The sequence below is a fragment of the Wolbachia endosymbiont (group A) of Lasioglossum fulvicorne genome (assembly GCF_964028605.1).
Taxonomy (GTDB): Bacteria; Pseudomonadota; Alphaproteobacteria; order Rickettsiales; family Anaplasmataceae; genus Wolbachia.
Genome location: NZ_OZ034798.1, coordinates 969,153 through 984,287 on the forward strand (window position 1 = coordinate 969,153; position 15,135 = coordinate 984,287).

Sequence of the window (15,135 nt, forward strand, 5' to 3'; positions counted from 1 at the left end):
GGTCATAGGAAGGCAGAATCAACAGCACGACGAAAGGATTCGAATAGAGGAATGTTTTTCCTAGCTCTGTTTTTTATAGCAAACCAATGATGCTCAATTTTGTTGAAATCTGGAGAATACGGCGGCAGATATAAAATTTCTGCACCAACTCCTCTAGCAAGCTCGATAATCTTACCAGACTTATGAAAAGTAGCATTGTCAAGAATGACAGTCTGTCCAGGTTCCAAGATCGGTGTCAAAAATTGCTCAAACCATCCATTAAAAACATCCATATTACAGTGGCCTTCAAAGGTTAATGGAGCAACTATCTTTCTTCTACTTAAGGCTGCAACCATACTGATTCGTTGAGTTTTCTTTCCAGATTTTAGGCCATAAAACCGCTGTCCTTTCTGGCAATACCCATATGGATAGTCCTCTGTGTTATCAATGCCAGACTCATCTATATAAACTAAGTTTTCTGGTTCTTTTGTTGCTATAATTTTTAAGAATTCAGCACGTTTTTCTTCGTTTCTTTCCTTGTATCCATATGTCTTTTTTTGCGCGTAAATCCAATTTTTCTGAGAGCTCGGTGGATCGTTTGGATACTAACGTTGCCCCAAAGTTTAGCCATTTCCGACAGAGTCTTTCCTCCGTTTTCTCTGGCAAATTTAGCAAAGGCATCCCAGTCGGTAATTTTGTGATTGTAACCTCCATTTCCAAGTTTTTTTGATTGAAAGTCTCCTGTTTCTTTTCTTCTTTGCTGCCACTCCCATAAAGTAGTTCGTCCAATTTTAAATCTTGCTGCCACTGTTTCTCTGCTTCCTCCCTCCTCTAGCGCTTCCATTGCTTTTTTCCTTAAGTCATAACTATATGCTGCTGGCACTCAAACTCCTTATCATCGTCTATCCTTATCTTATCACATCCGGACTTCTATGAAAAGAGCTATACTTTATGGGAGTGGCAGCAAAGAAGAAAAGAAACAGGAGACTTTCAATCAAAAAAACTTGGAAATGGAGGTTACAATCACAAAATTACCGACTGGGATGCCTTTGCTAAATTTGCCAGAGAAAACGGAGGAAAGACTCTGTCGGAAATGGCTAAACTTTGGAGCAACGTTAGTATCCAAACGATCCACCGAGCTCTCAGAAAAATTGGATTTACGCGCAAAAAAAGACATATGGATACAAGGAAAGAAACGAAGAAAAACGTGCTGAATTCTTAAAAATTATAGCAACAAAAGAACCAGAAAACTTAGTTTATATAGATGAGTCTGGCATTGATAACACAGAGGACTATCCATATGGGTATTGCCAGAAAGGACAGCGGTTTTATGGCCTAAAATCTGGAAAGAAAACTCAACGAATCAGTATGGTTGCAGCCTTAAGTAGAAGAAAGATAGTTGCTCCATTAACCTTTGAAGGCCAATGTAATATGGATGTTTTTAATGGATGGTTTGAGCAATTTTTGACACCGATCTTGGAACCTGGACAGACTGTCATTCTTGACAATGCTACTTTTCATAAGTCTGGTAAGATTATCGAGCTTGCTAGAGGAGTTGGTGCAGAAATTTTGTATCTGCCGCCGTATTCTCCAGATTTCAACAAAATTGAGCATCATTGGTTTGCTATAAAAAACAGAGCTAGGAAAAACATTCCTCTATTCGAATCCTTTCGTCGTGCTGTTGATTCTGCCTTCCTATGACCTGTTCGGACTATTATAAGAAATGCTATAGTTCGTCCAATTTTAAATCTTGCTGCCACTGTTTCTCTGCTTCCTCCCTCCTCTAGCGCTTCCATTGCTTTTTTCCTTAGAGCCTGTTCATAATCTTTTCAGAAGTAAGGCAGTGAAAGCCAGAACGACCATTTATAGGCTAGTATTGAGTTTTCGCTCACAATTTTTCCACAATCTTCTACATTTTTCTAACCAAGCAAAAGATCGCTCCACAACCCATCTTTTGGGCAATACAACAAAGGAATGTAATTCATTTCTTTTTATCACTTCAACGGTTGCACCAATAATCGTTTTTATTTGAGTTGCAAAATTCTCTCCAGTATAGCCTGCATCAACCAGTACATTTTTAACTCCCGAGAGGTTTTCTTTTGCATTTTCGACCATTCTCACAGCACTGCTACGGTCAGTTATCTCTGCTGTTGTTATATAAATTGCATGGGGCAAACCTTGCGTATCTACTGCAATATGGCGTTTTATTCCTGAAATCTTTTTGCCTGCATCATAGCCTTTTTCTTCAGCAGTATCTGCATTTTTTACACTCTGTGCATCAATTATGCAGAAGCTGGTTTTTTCTTTCCGACCATTGTTTTGTCGGACCACGCCAACTATTTTTTTTTAACACCAGCTCCAGAACACTTTCTTTATCTGCATCTGGTTTTTCACTCCACTTCTTAAAATAGTCGTAACAATTGCGCCATTTTGGAAACTCTTTTGGTAGCATTCTCCACTGACAACCGCTTTTCAGAACGTATAACACTCCACAAAATACATCATACAAATCAAGTTTCCTTGGTTTTGTTTTTTTTCTACAGGACTCTAGATCTGGTAACATAATCTCAAATCTTTCCCGACTTATATCACTTGGGTATAAACTCCTCATATATCCTAACTTATATATATTATCTCTTAGTTTATTCCTTTCTTGAGATCATGTACAGGTTCTTAAGTCATAACTATATGCTGCTGGCACTCAACCTCCTTATCATCGTCTATCCTTACCTTATCACATCCGGACTTCTATGAAAAGAGCTATAACTGACCGTAGCAGTGCTGTGAGAATGGTCGAAAATGCAAAAGAAAACCTCTCGGGAGTTAAAAATGTACTGGTTGATGCAGGCTATACTGGAGAGAATTTTGCAACTCAAATAAAAACGATTATTGGTGCAACCGTTGAAGTGATAAAAAGAAATGAATTACATTCCTTTGTTGTATTGCCCAAAAGATGGGTTGTGGAGCGATCTTTTGCTTGGTTAGAAAAATGTAGAAGATTGTGGAAAAATTGTGAACGAAAACTCAATACTAGCCTACAAATGGTCGTTCTGGCTTTCACTGCCTTACTTCTGAAAAGATTATGAACAGGCTCTAAGACGAAAATTCTTCCAGTTCATATTCTTCTCACATGCATATTATGTGAGATAATGTGAGATAATGTGATAAAAGTCAATAGTAAGCTTTATATGCATAGCAGAGCTAACTACAAAAATTATACATTTTCAAGTGATCCTAACCATATCAAAAACTACAGGGCAAAGCTGTTGGAGGAAGGCTTAATTAGTTAAAAATTTCAATCTTATGTAAAATATTGTCTTATTTTGTAATTTTCTTGTTGACTAACGAGACGATATCTACTTTTCAATAAACTCCATTTGCATTTCTTGTATATTACTTTCTATTTGCTCTATTTGTTCTATCAACCTTTCTTCTAAGTCAAGATTACCACTCAGCCTCGCTTCGGTTCTTTCTTTTCGTAATGCATTTAATTCTTTTAGTAACACTATATTATTCCACACAATTTCTGCAGATTTTCTTTCGCTTAATTGACTGTTTAGTACGCTAGTTTTTTCGAATACATACTTTATAACGTTAAACTGTTTTAATTCTTGCTCTTTATCGAGTTTGCTTTTGTTACTTATTACATCAATTATATGCTGTTGTAATCTTTTCATCTCATTAGTAAATTCAAAATGAGAAAATTGCTCAAAAAATATAGGACGGTTCAAAATTTCAGGAAATTCTACGGCTATACGCAAAATTACGGCCTGATTTTGCTCTGCTTCAATTAGCTCTGGAGACTTGTTATGAAGATACTCATCTTTTGTTGCTCTAGTTTTACTATTAAAAATCTGTTTTTTGAAGCTACTTCTTAGTTTACTAGCCTTATTGTAAAAATAATCTCTATAATACCTTCTAATACTGCTGTTGCTAATAGTATTTACATATTCCATGAACTTGTGCTCAAGAATTGAATATTTTTCCGGAGCAAGTTTTTCATAATTTTGCAAGTTGCTATCGATTATGTGATGCCATAAATATTCAGAATGCAGTTTTGTTAAATGGTCAAGAGCAGTCAATACGTCTTCTTTCTTGTATGCCAGTTCGTTACATATATCGTATGGATCTTTATTACTCGGCAAAGTCACAAACTTTAACGTGTATCCAGGCTCTAATATTGGCAGAGCAAGTTCTGCAACTCGGGTAGCAGCATGACGTCCAGCACTATCGCCATCCATACAGATGGAGATTTCTTTAGCAAATCTCCATAGATTTTTTATCTGTTCTGCAGAAATTGCGGTACCAAGCGGAGCAACTGCATTACTAATTCCCGCTTGATGTAGCGCTATAGTGTCCATATATCCTTCAACAACAAATATGTGCTGTTTTTTACGTATTTCGCTTAAAGCAAAGTTTAATCCGTATAAATTCTCCCTCTTCTTGAAGAGCTGACTCTCTGGGCTATTTAAATATTTCGGCTGTTGCTCAAAGCTCAGCGCACGTCCACCAAAACCAATAACTCTCCCTGCAATGTTGTATATAGGAAATATCAGCCGGTCATAAAAATAATCATGAAAATTTTTGTTTACTAATCCAATATCAATTAAAATTTTGTCTTCAATACCTGAAGAGTTTAAATACTCTTTCAAACCAGAGCTTGGTGCATAACCTATCTTAAATTTATCTATGATTTTAGGTGAAATCTTACGCTGCTTTAAATAATCTACAACACCTTGATTTTTTTGTGCAAACCAATTTGCAGCTAAATCAAGCGCTAAAAATAGTTTATTATCCTCTTTTGTAATACTAAGATTTTTGGGCAGTTCAACACCTGTAACCGATGCTAATTTTTCCAATGCTTCTTTAAAGCTTAATCCTTCAGTTTGTGAAATAAATTCAAATGCATCACCACTAGCCAAGCAACCAAAACAGTAATATAACCCCTTAGTATTGCTCACCGAAAAAGATGGGGTTTTTTCGTTATGAAATGGACAGAGCCCAACAAAACTATCTCCTCTTTTTATTAATCTGACTTTTTTACCTACTATGTCAGATAATAACAATTTTGACTTTATAATATCTATATGATCCATCTTGTTAAATTAGTAGCAGGATAAAAATTATATAGAATTTATACACATCTGACTCGAAATTTATTTCAAGGCTCGCAAAAAATCAGGACAGCTTGACAAAGAACCCAAAATAAATTACTCAAGAATCATGAATATAATTAAAGAAGGTTAATTTAAAGTAGGTACAGTAAATAGTTTTCTTGGATAGCTACTTAGATGACAAAAGAAGGGCATTTGAGAATGGAGAGGAACTATAGCTCCATAAGGTATCATGCAAGTAGCTGACACTGGAATCCAGCTTTTCGGTAATTTTATCGAAAATGTTTGCTCGTTTACAATCAATTTTCCTGGATCCCAGTGTCTGGGCACTGGGATGACACCCTACTTAACCGTCATACCGCGATTCATTCCACAACTGTACGAACGTTGCAATGTGACACGATGTTGCATAATAAATGATGTCATTCCAGTGCGTGACACTGGAATCCAGCTTTTCGGTAATTTTATCGAAAATGTTTGCTCGTTTACAATCAATTTTCCTGGATCCCAGTGTCAAGCACTGGGATGACACCCTCCTGATGGGCTCAAATCACAACGTTCGTACAGTTGTGGAATGAATTGCGGTATGACGTAGGAAAACCTTAGCTATAGCTTTAGAACTCCCAAAAGGTCAGGAGCATTGAATGACTTGACAGAAAGTTCAAACCCATATAAAATGTCCTTATTTCTTATATGTTAGATGTAGTATCAATTGCCTCAGATCATGCTGGTTATGAATTAAAATCAGAAATAAAACCTTACCTGGAAGCCCTAGGTTACAGAGTAGTAGATCAAGGCTGTACTGCTAAGCAAAAGTGTGTAGATTACCCAGACTATGCTGTTAAAGTTGTAGAAGATATAACAAGCAAAAAAGCAAATTATGGGATATTAATTTGTGGTACAGGTTTGGGCATGAGTACTGTGGCAAATCGTTTTGAAGGAATCTACGCTGCTTTATGTAACAGTGTTGAGATCGCAAAATTAGCTCGCGAGCATGGCAACGCAAATGTACTGTGTCTTGGTGCAGGATTTACTGCGAGTGGATTAGCAAAAGACATAGTCAAACAATTCCTCGAAACAGAATTTTCAAAAGAAAGCAGACATAAAAAACGCCTTGATAAACTCAGCAATATAACCTCTAAGAAAACAAAAACTTATAACGAAGATGAAATATCAAAATTCGCTAAAATGGCAGGCCAGTGGTGGGATGAGAACGGCAAATTCAAGCCATTGCACATGATGAATCCTGTTAGAGTATCTTACATTATTGAGAAAATAAAAGAGTTAAAAAAATGCGATTTAAAAGAATTATCATTGCTTGATGTTGGATGCGGTGGTGGCATTTTGTCAGAGTCAATGGCACGCGTTGGCATTAACGTTGTGGGAATAGATGTATGTGAAGAAAACATAAAAGTAGCGCATTCACATGCGAAAAAAGTAGGGTTAAATATAGAATATATACACACCAGCATTGAAGAGCTAAGCAATGACAAGAAGCACGACGTGGTTCTGTTGATGGAAGTAGTTGAACATGTGGATAATTTAGAGCTTTTCATGAAAAAAGCGATAGAACTGCTAAAACCGAATGGGCTGATATTTATATCCACAATAAATAGAACTATTAAATCCTTTTGTCTTGCAATAATTGGTGCAGAGTACATATTAAATTGGCTGCCAAAAGGTACACATAACTGGAATAAATTTCTCAAGCCGTCAGAAATTGCAAATCACTTAAGAGAAAATAATGTAACGCTGCAAAACACGGTTGGCATGGAGTATAACGTAATAAAACGTGAGTGGAATTTAACTAAAGGCGTGGATGTTAATTATATACTCTGTGGTTTGTTAGATTTAACTCTATAAAAGCACCATTTTCACTTCCAATACTTTGAAGGATCCTGACCAGGTTTACTACATGTGCCCCAACTATTGACCACCCAGCCATTAGGACAACATCCTTGAGTCCCGTTTCTCCAAGGGCCACAACGATCACGACCTATGTATTCATATCCAGGAGCAGCAACACACTTTCCATTATTCAATGTTTGTCTCTCATCAAGATAACAAACTTCTTTTTCTGTTACCTTTGTTACAATTTGAGGAGCACCAAAAAACACAGCAACAAACATACCCAGTGCGAAAATTGCAGGCCAAGGCATTCTGCCAAATATTACAAGTAAGCTTGAACCAATTATTACCACTGTAATCATTGGTCCACCTATTCCATGAACGTAACCTATTACATTACACATTACATCTGTTGCTCCATCAGCGTGTGCATCAAATGCATAGAAAACTATAAATAGAATTACAAGAAAATTTCTCATTGTTCTTTCAATAATCATGCCTGATTATTTCTTATTTTTATAAAATTTCAGTAAATCGCTTTTTTCAAAAATTATGCTTAACCTAATCAATATTTATTTATTACTGCCTTTTTAATACTATAATTAACTCAGTTGATTTTTATCAAAATGCTAAACCATGGAACAATTCGAGAACTTTTACATCACCACGCCAGTATATTACGTAAACGATAAGCCGCATATCGGTCATGCATACACTTCTCTCTTGTGTGACGTGGTGGCAAGGTTCATGAAACTAGCTGGAAAAAATGTCAAATTTACCACCGGTACAGATGAACATGGACAAAAAATAGAAAAAGCAGCTAAAGCAAAGGAAATGCAGCCAAAAGAATTTACAGATGAAGTGAGCGTTTCATTTAAAGAATTAGCTAAGTTCATGAATTTTGAGTATGAAGATTTTATTCGCACTACGGAGGAACGTCACAAAAAAGCAGTGGTAGCTTTATGGAATAGGCTTGAAGAGAGAGGACAAGTATATTTGGATTCCTATTCGGGTTGGTATTCAGTTCGTGATGAAGCATTTTATCAGGAATCAGAGCTGATAGATGGCAAAGCACCAACAGGTGCTGAGGTCCAGTGGATAAAAGAAGAGAGTTACTTTTTTCGTTTGTCAAACTGGCAAGAAAAATTACTGGAACTCTATAAAAATCAGCCAAGTTTTATCTTTCCTGAGAGCAGAAAAAATGAAGTGATATCGTTTGTAAGATCAGGGCTCATTGACCTCTCAATCTCTCGTACTAGTTTTAACTGGGGAATAAAAGTACCAGGTAATGATAAACACGTAATCTATGTCTGGATAGATGCATTAACCAATTATCTTACATCAATAGGTTTCCCTAGCACTGAAGGTGAGGAATATAAGAGGTTTTGGGCAGAACCAGAAACACAGATTCCAGTGTCAAGCACTGGAATAACACCAAACCAAGGGAAAACGCAGATTCCAGTGTCAAGCACTGCAAACCTAGCTGACAGCTCTTTCAACGTTCATGTAATCGGCAAAGACATATTGCGCTTTCATGCTATATATTGGCCAGCGATTCTCCTTGCAGCAGACCTGCCACTGCCAAAACAAATTGCAGTTCATGGTTGGTGGTTGAACGAGGGAGAAAAAATATCCAAATCTCTTGGTAATGTCATAGATCCAATTGGCCTCGCTCAAGAGTTTGGTGTTGATCAGCTACGCTATTTTCTCCTTCGGGAAGCAAGTTTTGGCCAGGATGGCAACTTTAGTAAGAAAAACATGATCAGCCGGATAAATTCAGAACTGGCAAACAACATAGGCAATTTAGTACAAAGAACAATTTCATTTTTACACAAGCAATGCTCTGGAATTGTACCAACAGTTGATCGAAATCTACTCAAAGATGATGAGAGTTTGCCAAATTGTAAGTCCATAATTGATCAAATCATGAATCATCTTGCAAGGTATGAATTTAACCAGATTATACTTCTAATTATCAACATCTCTTCTGAAGCCAATGCTTATATAGACAAAAGTGCACCCTGGACATTAAGCAAAACTGATAGAGAACGCATGAATTTAGTAATTTACAAGTTACTGGAATATATCAGGATAATAGGCATTTTATTGCAGCAAATTGTCCCGAGGTCAGCGGAAATGATACTCGATCAATTGCAAATTCCAAAAGAACAACGAGATTTAAAATCTTTATACGACACGTGCGTAAGTTCAGGCATAACATTGCCTAAACCTACGCCGGTTTTTTTGAGGGTTGACATTTGAGTAGAGAGCATATGATATGCCCTCTACTGTTTTGCTTTAAAACATTGAGCCAATTTTGCATTGATTAGCAACAAACAAGTTAGTGACATTAACATTATCAAACGATGCTGACACAGGAGTGGTAGCATAATTGTAAGAGCCTGTTCATAATCTTTTCAGAAGTAAGGCAGTGAAAGCCAGAACGACCATTTGTAGGCTAGTATTGAGTTTTCGCTCACAATTTTTCCACAATCTTCTACATTTTTCTAACCAAGCAAAAGATCGCTCCACAACCCATCTTTTGGGCAATACAACAAAGGAATGTAATTCATTTCTTTTTATCACTTCAACGGTTGCACCAATAATCGTTTTTATTTGAGTTGCAAAATTCTCTCCAGTATAGCCTGCATCAACCAGTACATTTTTAACTCCCGAGAGGTTTTCTTTTGCATTTTCGACCATTCTCACAGCACTGCTACGGTCAGTTATCTCTGCTGTTGTTATATAAATTGCATGGGGCAAACCTTGCGTATCTACTGCAATATGGCGTTTTATTCCTGAAATCTTTTTGCCTGCATCATAGCCTTTTTCTTCAGCAGTATCTGCATTTTTTACACTCTGTGCATCAATTATGCAGAAGCTGGTTTTTTCTTTCCGACCATTGTTTTGTCGGACCACGCCAACTATTTTTTTTTAACACCAGCTCCAGAACACTTTCTTTATCTGCATCTGGTTTTTCACTCCACTTCTTAAAATAGTCGTAACAATTGCGCCATTTTGGAAACTCTTTTGGTAGCATTCTCCACTGACAACCGCTTTTCAGAACGTATAACACTCCACAAAATACATCATACAAATCAAGTTTCCTTGGTTTTGTTTTTTTTCTACAGGACTCTAGATCTGGTAACATAATCTCAAATCTTTCCCGACTTATATCACTTGGGTATAAACTCCTCATATATCCTAACTTATATATATTATCTCTTAGTTTATTCCTTTCTTGAGATCATGTACAGGTTCTAAGGCAAACAAGTTGCAGCTAAATAAGGCGTAGCTTTTGCCGCTTGATGAACAAAATAATTAACTGTACTTACCGCTTGATCTAAGTAACCGTTAACTTTAGTTTCTTCTTTTTCAGCCGGCTGACTTTCTGGGCTAGGAGTCTCAGTATCTTTTTCATCACCAGATTCTGCATCATAAAACACATCCTGATCCTCAGAAAGACTCATTAAATCACTTTTAGCAGCATCAACATTTAAATGATCAGGTTGCTTAGGAACGTTATCAATATTTAAATAATCCAAACTATTAGCTCGTTGCTTTTGCTCACTGGAAGGAACCGCAAGATCTAAATAATCCAAACGAGTTAGTTCTTGCATACTAGGTTTAGATCCATCTTCACGCTTAAACTGCTCTTCCGGACTAGAAATCTTATACTGCAATTCAATAACGTTAGGAAGTAAGCCTGAAGCCTTTAACTCTGTTCTTGCCTTTGCCTCTTCCTGCTTCCTTTGAACTATACGACTTTCAAACTTCTCTTTACTAGAAACCTTAGTACCATAAATCCTGCTGTACAAGCTGCTTCCAACGCTGTTAAGTTTTTCTCCTACATACCTGACCGACGTACCACAAGCATTTTTCAAGCTGCTTCCAATACTGCCAAGAGCTCCTTTTACTGACTCAGTTGATGGCATGGTATCATAAACATTTTTTAATTTATTTCCAGCACTACTAATTGTCCCTTTTGCTGACTCAATTGATGTATCACAAGTGTTTTTCAAGCCACCTCCAATACCACTAAGTGTTCCTTTTGTAGACTCAGTTGATGGCACATAATTATCGTAAGCATATTTGCCAGAATACAAGACACCATTAACTGCTTCTTTTTCAAACCAAACAGCGCTATTAACTGTTCCTTTTGCAAGCTGAACAGTGCCATCAGCAATTGCCACTTTTAATTTGTCTTCTTCTATCTTTTTATTTTTTTCAGCTAGTTGAGTTTTTTGCTCAGAATTTTCTTCCTCTTGAGCTTTTACTTTGCTTTTTAACTCAGAATTTTCTTCCTCTTTAGCTTTTACTTCCGCTTCTTTTTCAGCTAGTTGAGTGTCTTTTTCAGAATTTTCCTGCTTTTGAGTTTGTACTTGATTTTTTAACTCAAAATTTGTTTTGTTCTTACTAATTGCTTTATACGAAAGTGCAATAGTTACAACAGAAAACACAGCATAACCAATAATAAATGGCAGGCCAACACTTAATGCTGCAACTGGAGCTAAGAAACCAATATAAGGAGCTGCAGCAAACACTCCAGATGCTAATAAAGTGAAAGTAGCCAGAGTTCCAGCTATATAATAGGGTACATTGTTTTTATTCATCATCTCACGTATTATAAAATATAACACCATTATAAAAGGATTTTTAAGAAATTATCAAGCTATCTTTACATAAAAAAAAATAATCAATGAACTTGGGAACAAGAAGATTTCTGCCAAGCTATGAACTATGCCTTTCCGTGTAATCTTTAAATGCACCTCTGTTAGAGTCAAAATATAGCTTCACACTGCCAATTGGCCCATTTCTCTGCTTTGCAATAACGAGCTCTGCAATGTTTCTAATTTTTTCCATTTTCTCTTGCCATTCTCGATGTTTATTGCTTCCTTCATTTGGCTGTTTTCTTAGTTCATAATACTCTTCTCTATAGAGAAACATTACTATATCTGCGTCTTGCTCTATGCTCCCTGAATCACGTAAATCAGAAAGTTGTGGTTTTTTATCATCCCTCTGCTCAACAGAACGAGAGAGCTGAGATAGTGCAACAATGGGAATATTTAGTTCCTTTGCAATTGCTTTCAAACCCTGCGTCACTTCCGAGATTTCTTGCACTCTATTTTCATTACTCCTTTTTGTTGTTCCTCTGATTAGCTGCAAATAATCAATGAATACCACTTCTACATTATATAATTGGTACAGCAAGCGTATTCTGGTGCGAAGTGCACTAATTGATAGCGCAGGGGTGTCATCTATGATGAAAGGCAGTTCAGATAATTCTGTACTAGTATTGATAAATTCATGCAATTCAAAATCACTAATTCTCCCGGTTAATGCCTTATAATAACTAATCCCTGAATCTATAGTGATCAGCCTTGCAGTTAATTGCTCTGCTGACATTTCAAGCGAGAAAAACGCTACATAGTGTTGCTTATCTGCTCTTTTTTGCAACATCTTACAAGCATTAAGTGCGATGTTTAGCGCCAATGCTGTTTTACCCATAGAAGGCCTTGCAGCTAAAATTAATAAATCAGATTTTTGTAGGCCACCAAGAAGCTGATTTAGATCTTGAAGTCCGGTTGTAACGCCCAGCGCTTCTGGATTATTTTTCAGCGTGCTGATCTTCTCAACTACATCTTTAATTGAACTTGCAAGTTTTATATATGTTTTCTCACCTTGTTTTTTTACTGCTAAATTGAACAATTTTGTCATTGCTTGTTCAATTTGCGCCTGTGCAGGATTTTCAATATCGTAGTTGTAGCTATCACCAACTATTTCTTGCCCGAGCTTAATTAAACATCTCCTTAAGTAAGTATCACGGATTATTCTAGTCAAACTATAGATATCAAGCGCAATACTTGCCTTCGCTGCAAGCTTTGCTAAGTATTCAACTCCACCACATTCGGTAAATGCTTTGTCGTGCTCAAAAAACATCTTGAGGCTCAGTTCATTGGCAATTATGCCATGTTTCCTGGTTTTGGATATTTGCGTAAAAATACTTTGATGTAATGGATCATAGAAATTCTCCGCTGTGATTGTGTCTTCAACTGCATCACAGATTCTATTATCACGAATCATTGCACCAATAAGCATCTGTTCAGCTTCTAAATTATGCGGTAATTTACATATTTCCTTATCTACACTTCTTGAACTGAGGTAATTCATTCATTCTAAGTTTTGAGAGTAACTATTGATTATTGTAGAATATTTAGTTTTGATTTGAAAGACATATAAAATTTGACTAATTTTGTGCTACCTATAGCATTAAAACTTAATGCCCCTGTGGTGGAATGGTAGACACGGCAGACTCAAAATCTGTTGCTTGCAAAAGCATGCTGGTTCAAGTCCGGCCAGGGGCACGTTAAATATTGGAAAGTGTATATATGTTACATAAATTTTTTGATCGTTTATTTTCTATTTTTTCTTCTATAAATGTTATTCAAAAGGTAAAGAAAGATGAAAATGGGATATGTTATGTAACGGGCCTCAGGCGCTATATATCAGTATTACTTGATTTAATTATTATCGCTTTGTTCTTGCAGTTTTGCAGCCAAGCCTTTAATCAGCTCTTTACAAACTCAGAGGATAGCAAAATATTAAGTCAAATTGCTGCAAAATCCCCAATGCAAGCGCCACTGTCTATAGAAGAAAAGACAACGCAGAGTAGACTTGGTAAACTGTGGATCCTAAATCAAATAGTCCAATTCATTATGCTCTTTTGCTATGTAGCATACATGTGGGTAAGGTTTGCTGCCACACCTGGAAAACTATTACTTGGGCTTAGAGTTGTGGATGCACAAACTTTCGAAAAGATGACCCTAAAACAAGCAACAAAGAGATTTTTTTCCTTTATATTGTCAGTTGCACCGTTATTCTTGGGCTTTTTATGGTCAAATTTCAACAAACGCTGTCAAACTTGGCATGATAAGATCGCAGGTACAGTGGTTGTCACGAGTAAAAGCCTTAGAAGGCAGAGCTAAAAACTACTTGACACCCTTCGCCAGCCCCTTTATCATGATACTGAAGGTATTCATTTATCTTCAATCTGTGCAGATTAAACGACAACAGTATTACGTATTGGCGTCTTATTTTTAATTTTTTGCACTATGTGCACGCACTGGGATGACACCTCTGGGCACTGCCGTCGTAAAGGAACCAGTGTCAGCTACTCGGATGACAAAGGAGGACAGTGTCAGCTACTTTCATGACACCATTTGCTGTCTTCAAAAATGAATGTTCTTACAATTGTGCGTCATGCGCTTTATTAAATATTTTACTTAAAAATCTAATTTCTTATTATACAAGAGATAAGCAATTCATTGATGATGAAAAATTACAAAAAGGGGCATAGAAAGCGCCTAAGAGCCTGTTCATAATCTTTTCAGAAGTAAGGCAGTGAAAGCCAGAACGACCATTTGTAGGCTAGTATTGAGTTTTCGCTCACAATTTTTCCACAATCTTCTACATTTTTCTAACCAAGCAAAAGATCGCTCCACAACCCATCTTTTGGGCAATACAACAAAGGAATGTAATTCATTTCTTTTTATCACTTCAACGGTTGCACCAATAATCGTTTTTATTTGAGTTGCAAAATTCTCTCCAGTATAGCCTGCATCAACCAGTACATTTTTAACTCCCGAGAGGTTTTCTTTTGCATTTTCGACCATTCTCACAGCACTGCTACGGTCAGTTATCTCTGCTGTTGTTATATAAATTGCATGGGGCAAACCTTGCGTATCTACTGCAATATGGCGTTTTATTCCTGAAATCTTTTTGCCTGCATCATAGCCTTTTTCTTCAGCAGTATCTGCATTTTTTACACTCTGTGCATCAATTATGCAGAAGCTGGTTTTTTCTTTCCGACCATTGTTTTGTCGGACCACGCCAACTATTTTTTTTTAACACCAGCTCCAGAACACTTTCTTTATCTGCATCTGGTTTTTCACTCCACTTCTTAAAATAGTCGTAACAATTGCGCCATTTTGGAAACTCTTTTGGTAGCATTCTCCACTGACAACCGCTTTTCAGAACGTATAACACTCCACAAAATACATCATACAAATCAAGTTTCCTTGGTTTTGTTTTTTTTCTACAGGACTCTAGATCTGGTAACATAATCTCAAATCTTTCCCGACTTATATCACTTGGGTATAAACTCCTCATATATCCTAACTTATATATATTATCT

At 36.6% G+C, this 15,135-nt stretch carries 12 protein-coding genes, 1 tRNA gene and 2 pseudogenes; 7 read left to right on the forward strand and 8 right to left on the reverse strand.

Annotation, left to right across the window (positions count from 1 at the left end; all coding sequences use genetic code 11):
* Positions 1–2: 2 nt before the first annotated feature.
* Positions 3–862, reverse strand: a protein-coding gene (locus ABWU71_RS05315; RefSeq protein ID WP_353284076.1) for an IS630 family transposase whose coding sequence is annotated in 2 segments (ribosomal slippage) — positions 3–538 and positions 538–862 — 861 coding nt in all. Because the reading frame shifts where the segments join, the coding sequence is not laid out codon by codon here.
* A gap of 63 nt (positions 863–925) precedes the next feature.
* Here ABWU71_RS05315 and ABWU71_RS05320 point away from each other — a divergent pair.
* Positions 926–1,680 (forward strand): annotated as a pseudogene (locus ABWU71_RS05320) (IS630 family transposase); the annotation flags it as partial.
* 162 nt (positions 1,681–1,842) lie between these two features.
* Here the strand turns inward: ABWU71_RS05320 and ABWU71_RS05325 are convergent.
* Positions 1,843–2,590 (reverse strand): IS5 family transposase gene (locus tag ABWU71_RS05325; protein WP_353284216.1). Its coding sequence is split into 2 segments (ribosomal slippage): positions 1,843–2,325 and positions 2,327–2,590, totalling 747 coding nucleotides; the frame shifts between segments, so codons are not numbered across the junction.
* 151 nt (positions 2,591–2,741) lie between these two features.
* Between ABWU71_RS05325 and ABWU71_RS05330 the strand changes: the two are divergent.
* Positions 2,742–3,065, forward strand: a pseudogene (locus ABWU71_RS05330) (transposase); the annotation flags it as partial.
* Positions 3,066–3,335: 270 nt separating this feature from the next.
* Here the strand turns inward: ABWU71_RS05330 and dnaG are convergent.
* Complete coding sequence (dnaG, locus tag ABWU71_RS05335) at positions 3,336–5,075, reverse strand: DNA primase (protein WP_353284217.1); 1,740 nt, start codon at positions 5,073–5,075, stop codon at positions 3,336–3,338.
* 711 nt (positions 5,076–5,786) lie between these two features.
* Here dnaG and ubiG point away from each other — a divergent pair.
* A complete protein-coding gene (gene ubiG / locus ABWU71_RS05350) occupies positions 5,787–6,956 on the forward strand; it encodes a bifunctional 2-polyprenyl-6-hydroxyphenol methylase/3-demethylubiquinol 3-O-methyltransferase UbiG (protein WP_353284220.1) in 1,170 nt (389 codons plus the stop codon).
* Positions 6,957–6,967: 11 nt separating this feature from the next.
* On the opposite strand, the gene ABWU71_RS05355 is transcribed toward ubiG, so the two are convergent.
* A complete protein-coding gene (locus ABWU71_RS05355; protein WP_353284221.1) occupies positions 6,968–7,438 on the reverse strand; it encodes a TrbC/VirB2 family protein in 471 nt (156 codons plus the stop codon).
* 139 nt (positions 7,439–7,577) lie between these two features.
* Here ABWU71_RS05355 and metG point away from each other — a divergent pair, with 139 nt between their 5' ends.
* On the forward strand, positions 7,578–9,203 hold the full coding sequence (gene metG / locus ABWU71_RS05360) for a methionine--tRNA ligase (protein ID WP_353284222.1): 1,626 nt from the start codon (positions 7,578–7,580) through the stop codon (positions 9,201–9,203).
* Positions 9,204–9,347: 144 nt separating this feature from the next.
* Here the strand turns inward: metG and ABWU71_RS05365 are convergent.
* The 3 genes from ABWU71_RS05365 to ABWU71_RS05375 all read right to left on the reverse strand — a co-directional run bounded on the left by ABWU71_RS05365 (position 9,348) and on the right by ABWU71_RS05375 (position 13,112).
* A protein-coding gene (locus tag ABWU71_RS05365) for an IS5 family transposase (protein WP_265023453.1) occupies positions 9,348–10,140 on the reverse strand; the annotation gives its coding sequence in 2 pieces (ribosomal slippage) (positions 9,348–9,875 and positions 9,877–10,140; 792 coding nt in all).
* Positions 10,141–10,201: 61 nt separating this feature from the next.
* Positions 10,202–11,581, reverse strand: a complete 1,380-nt coding sequence (locus ABWU71_RS05370) for a hypothetical protein (protein ID WP_353284223.1) — start codon at positions 11,579–11,581, stop codon at positions 10,202–10,204.
* A gap of 91 nt (positions 11,582–11,672) precedes the next feature.
* On the reverse strand, positions 11,673–13,112 hold the full coding sequence (locus ABWU71_RS05375; RefSeq protein WP_353284224.1) for a replicative DNA helicase: 1,440 nt from the start codon (positions 13,110–13,112) through the stop codon (positions 11,673–11,675).
* Positions 13,113–13,223: 111 nt separating this feature from the next.
* Here ABWU71_RS05375 and ABWU71_RS05380 point away from each other — a divergent pair.
* From ABWU71_RS05380 to ABWU71_RS05390, 3 genes are all read left to right on the forward strand, one after another.
* Positions 13,224–13,306 (forward strand) — tRNA-Leu (locus ABWU71_RS05380).
* A 24-nt stretch (positions 13,307–13,330) separates the two neighbouring features.
* On the forward strand, positions 13,331–13,927 hold the full coding sequence (locus ABWU71_RS05385) for an RDD family protein (RefSeq protein WP_353284225.1): 597 nt from the start codon (positions 13,331–13,333) through the stop codon (positions 13,925–13,927).
* Positions 13,928–14,136: 209 nt separating this feature from the next.
* On the forward strand, positions 14,137–14,298 hold the full coding sequence (locus ABWU71_RS05390) for a hypothetical protein (protein ID WP_274979930.1): 162 nt from the start codon (positions 14,137–14,139) through the stop codon (positions 14,296–14,298).
* 19 nt (positions 14,299–14,317) lie between these two features.
* On the opposite strand, the gene ABWU71_RS05395 is transcribed toward ABWU71_RS05390, so the two are convergent.
* A protein-coding gene (locus ABWU71_RS05395; RefSeq protein WP_265023453.1) for an IS5 family transposase occupies positions 14,318–15,110 on the reverse strand; the annotation gives its coding sequence in 2 pieces (ribosomal slippage) (positions 14,318–14,845 and positions 14,847–15,110; 792 coding nt in all).
* Positions 15,111–15,135 lie beyond the last annotated feature (25 nt).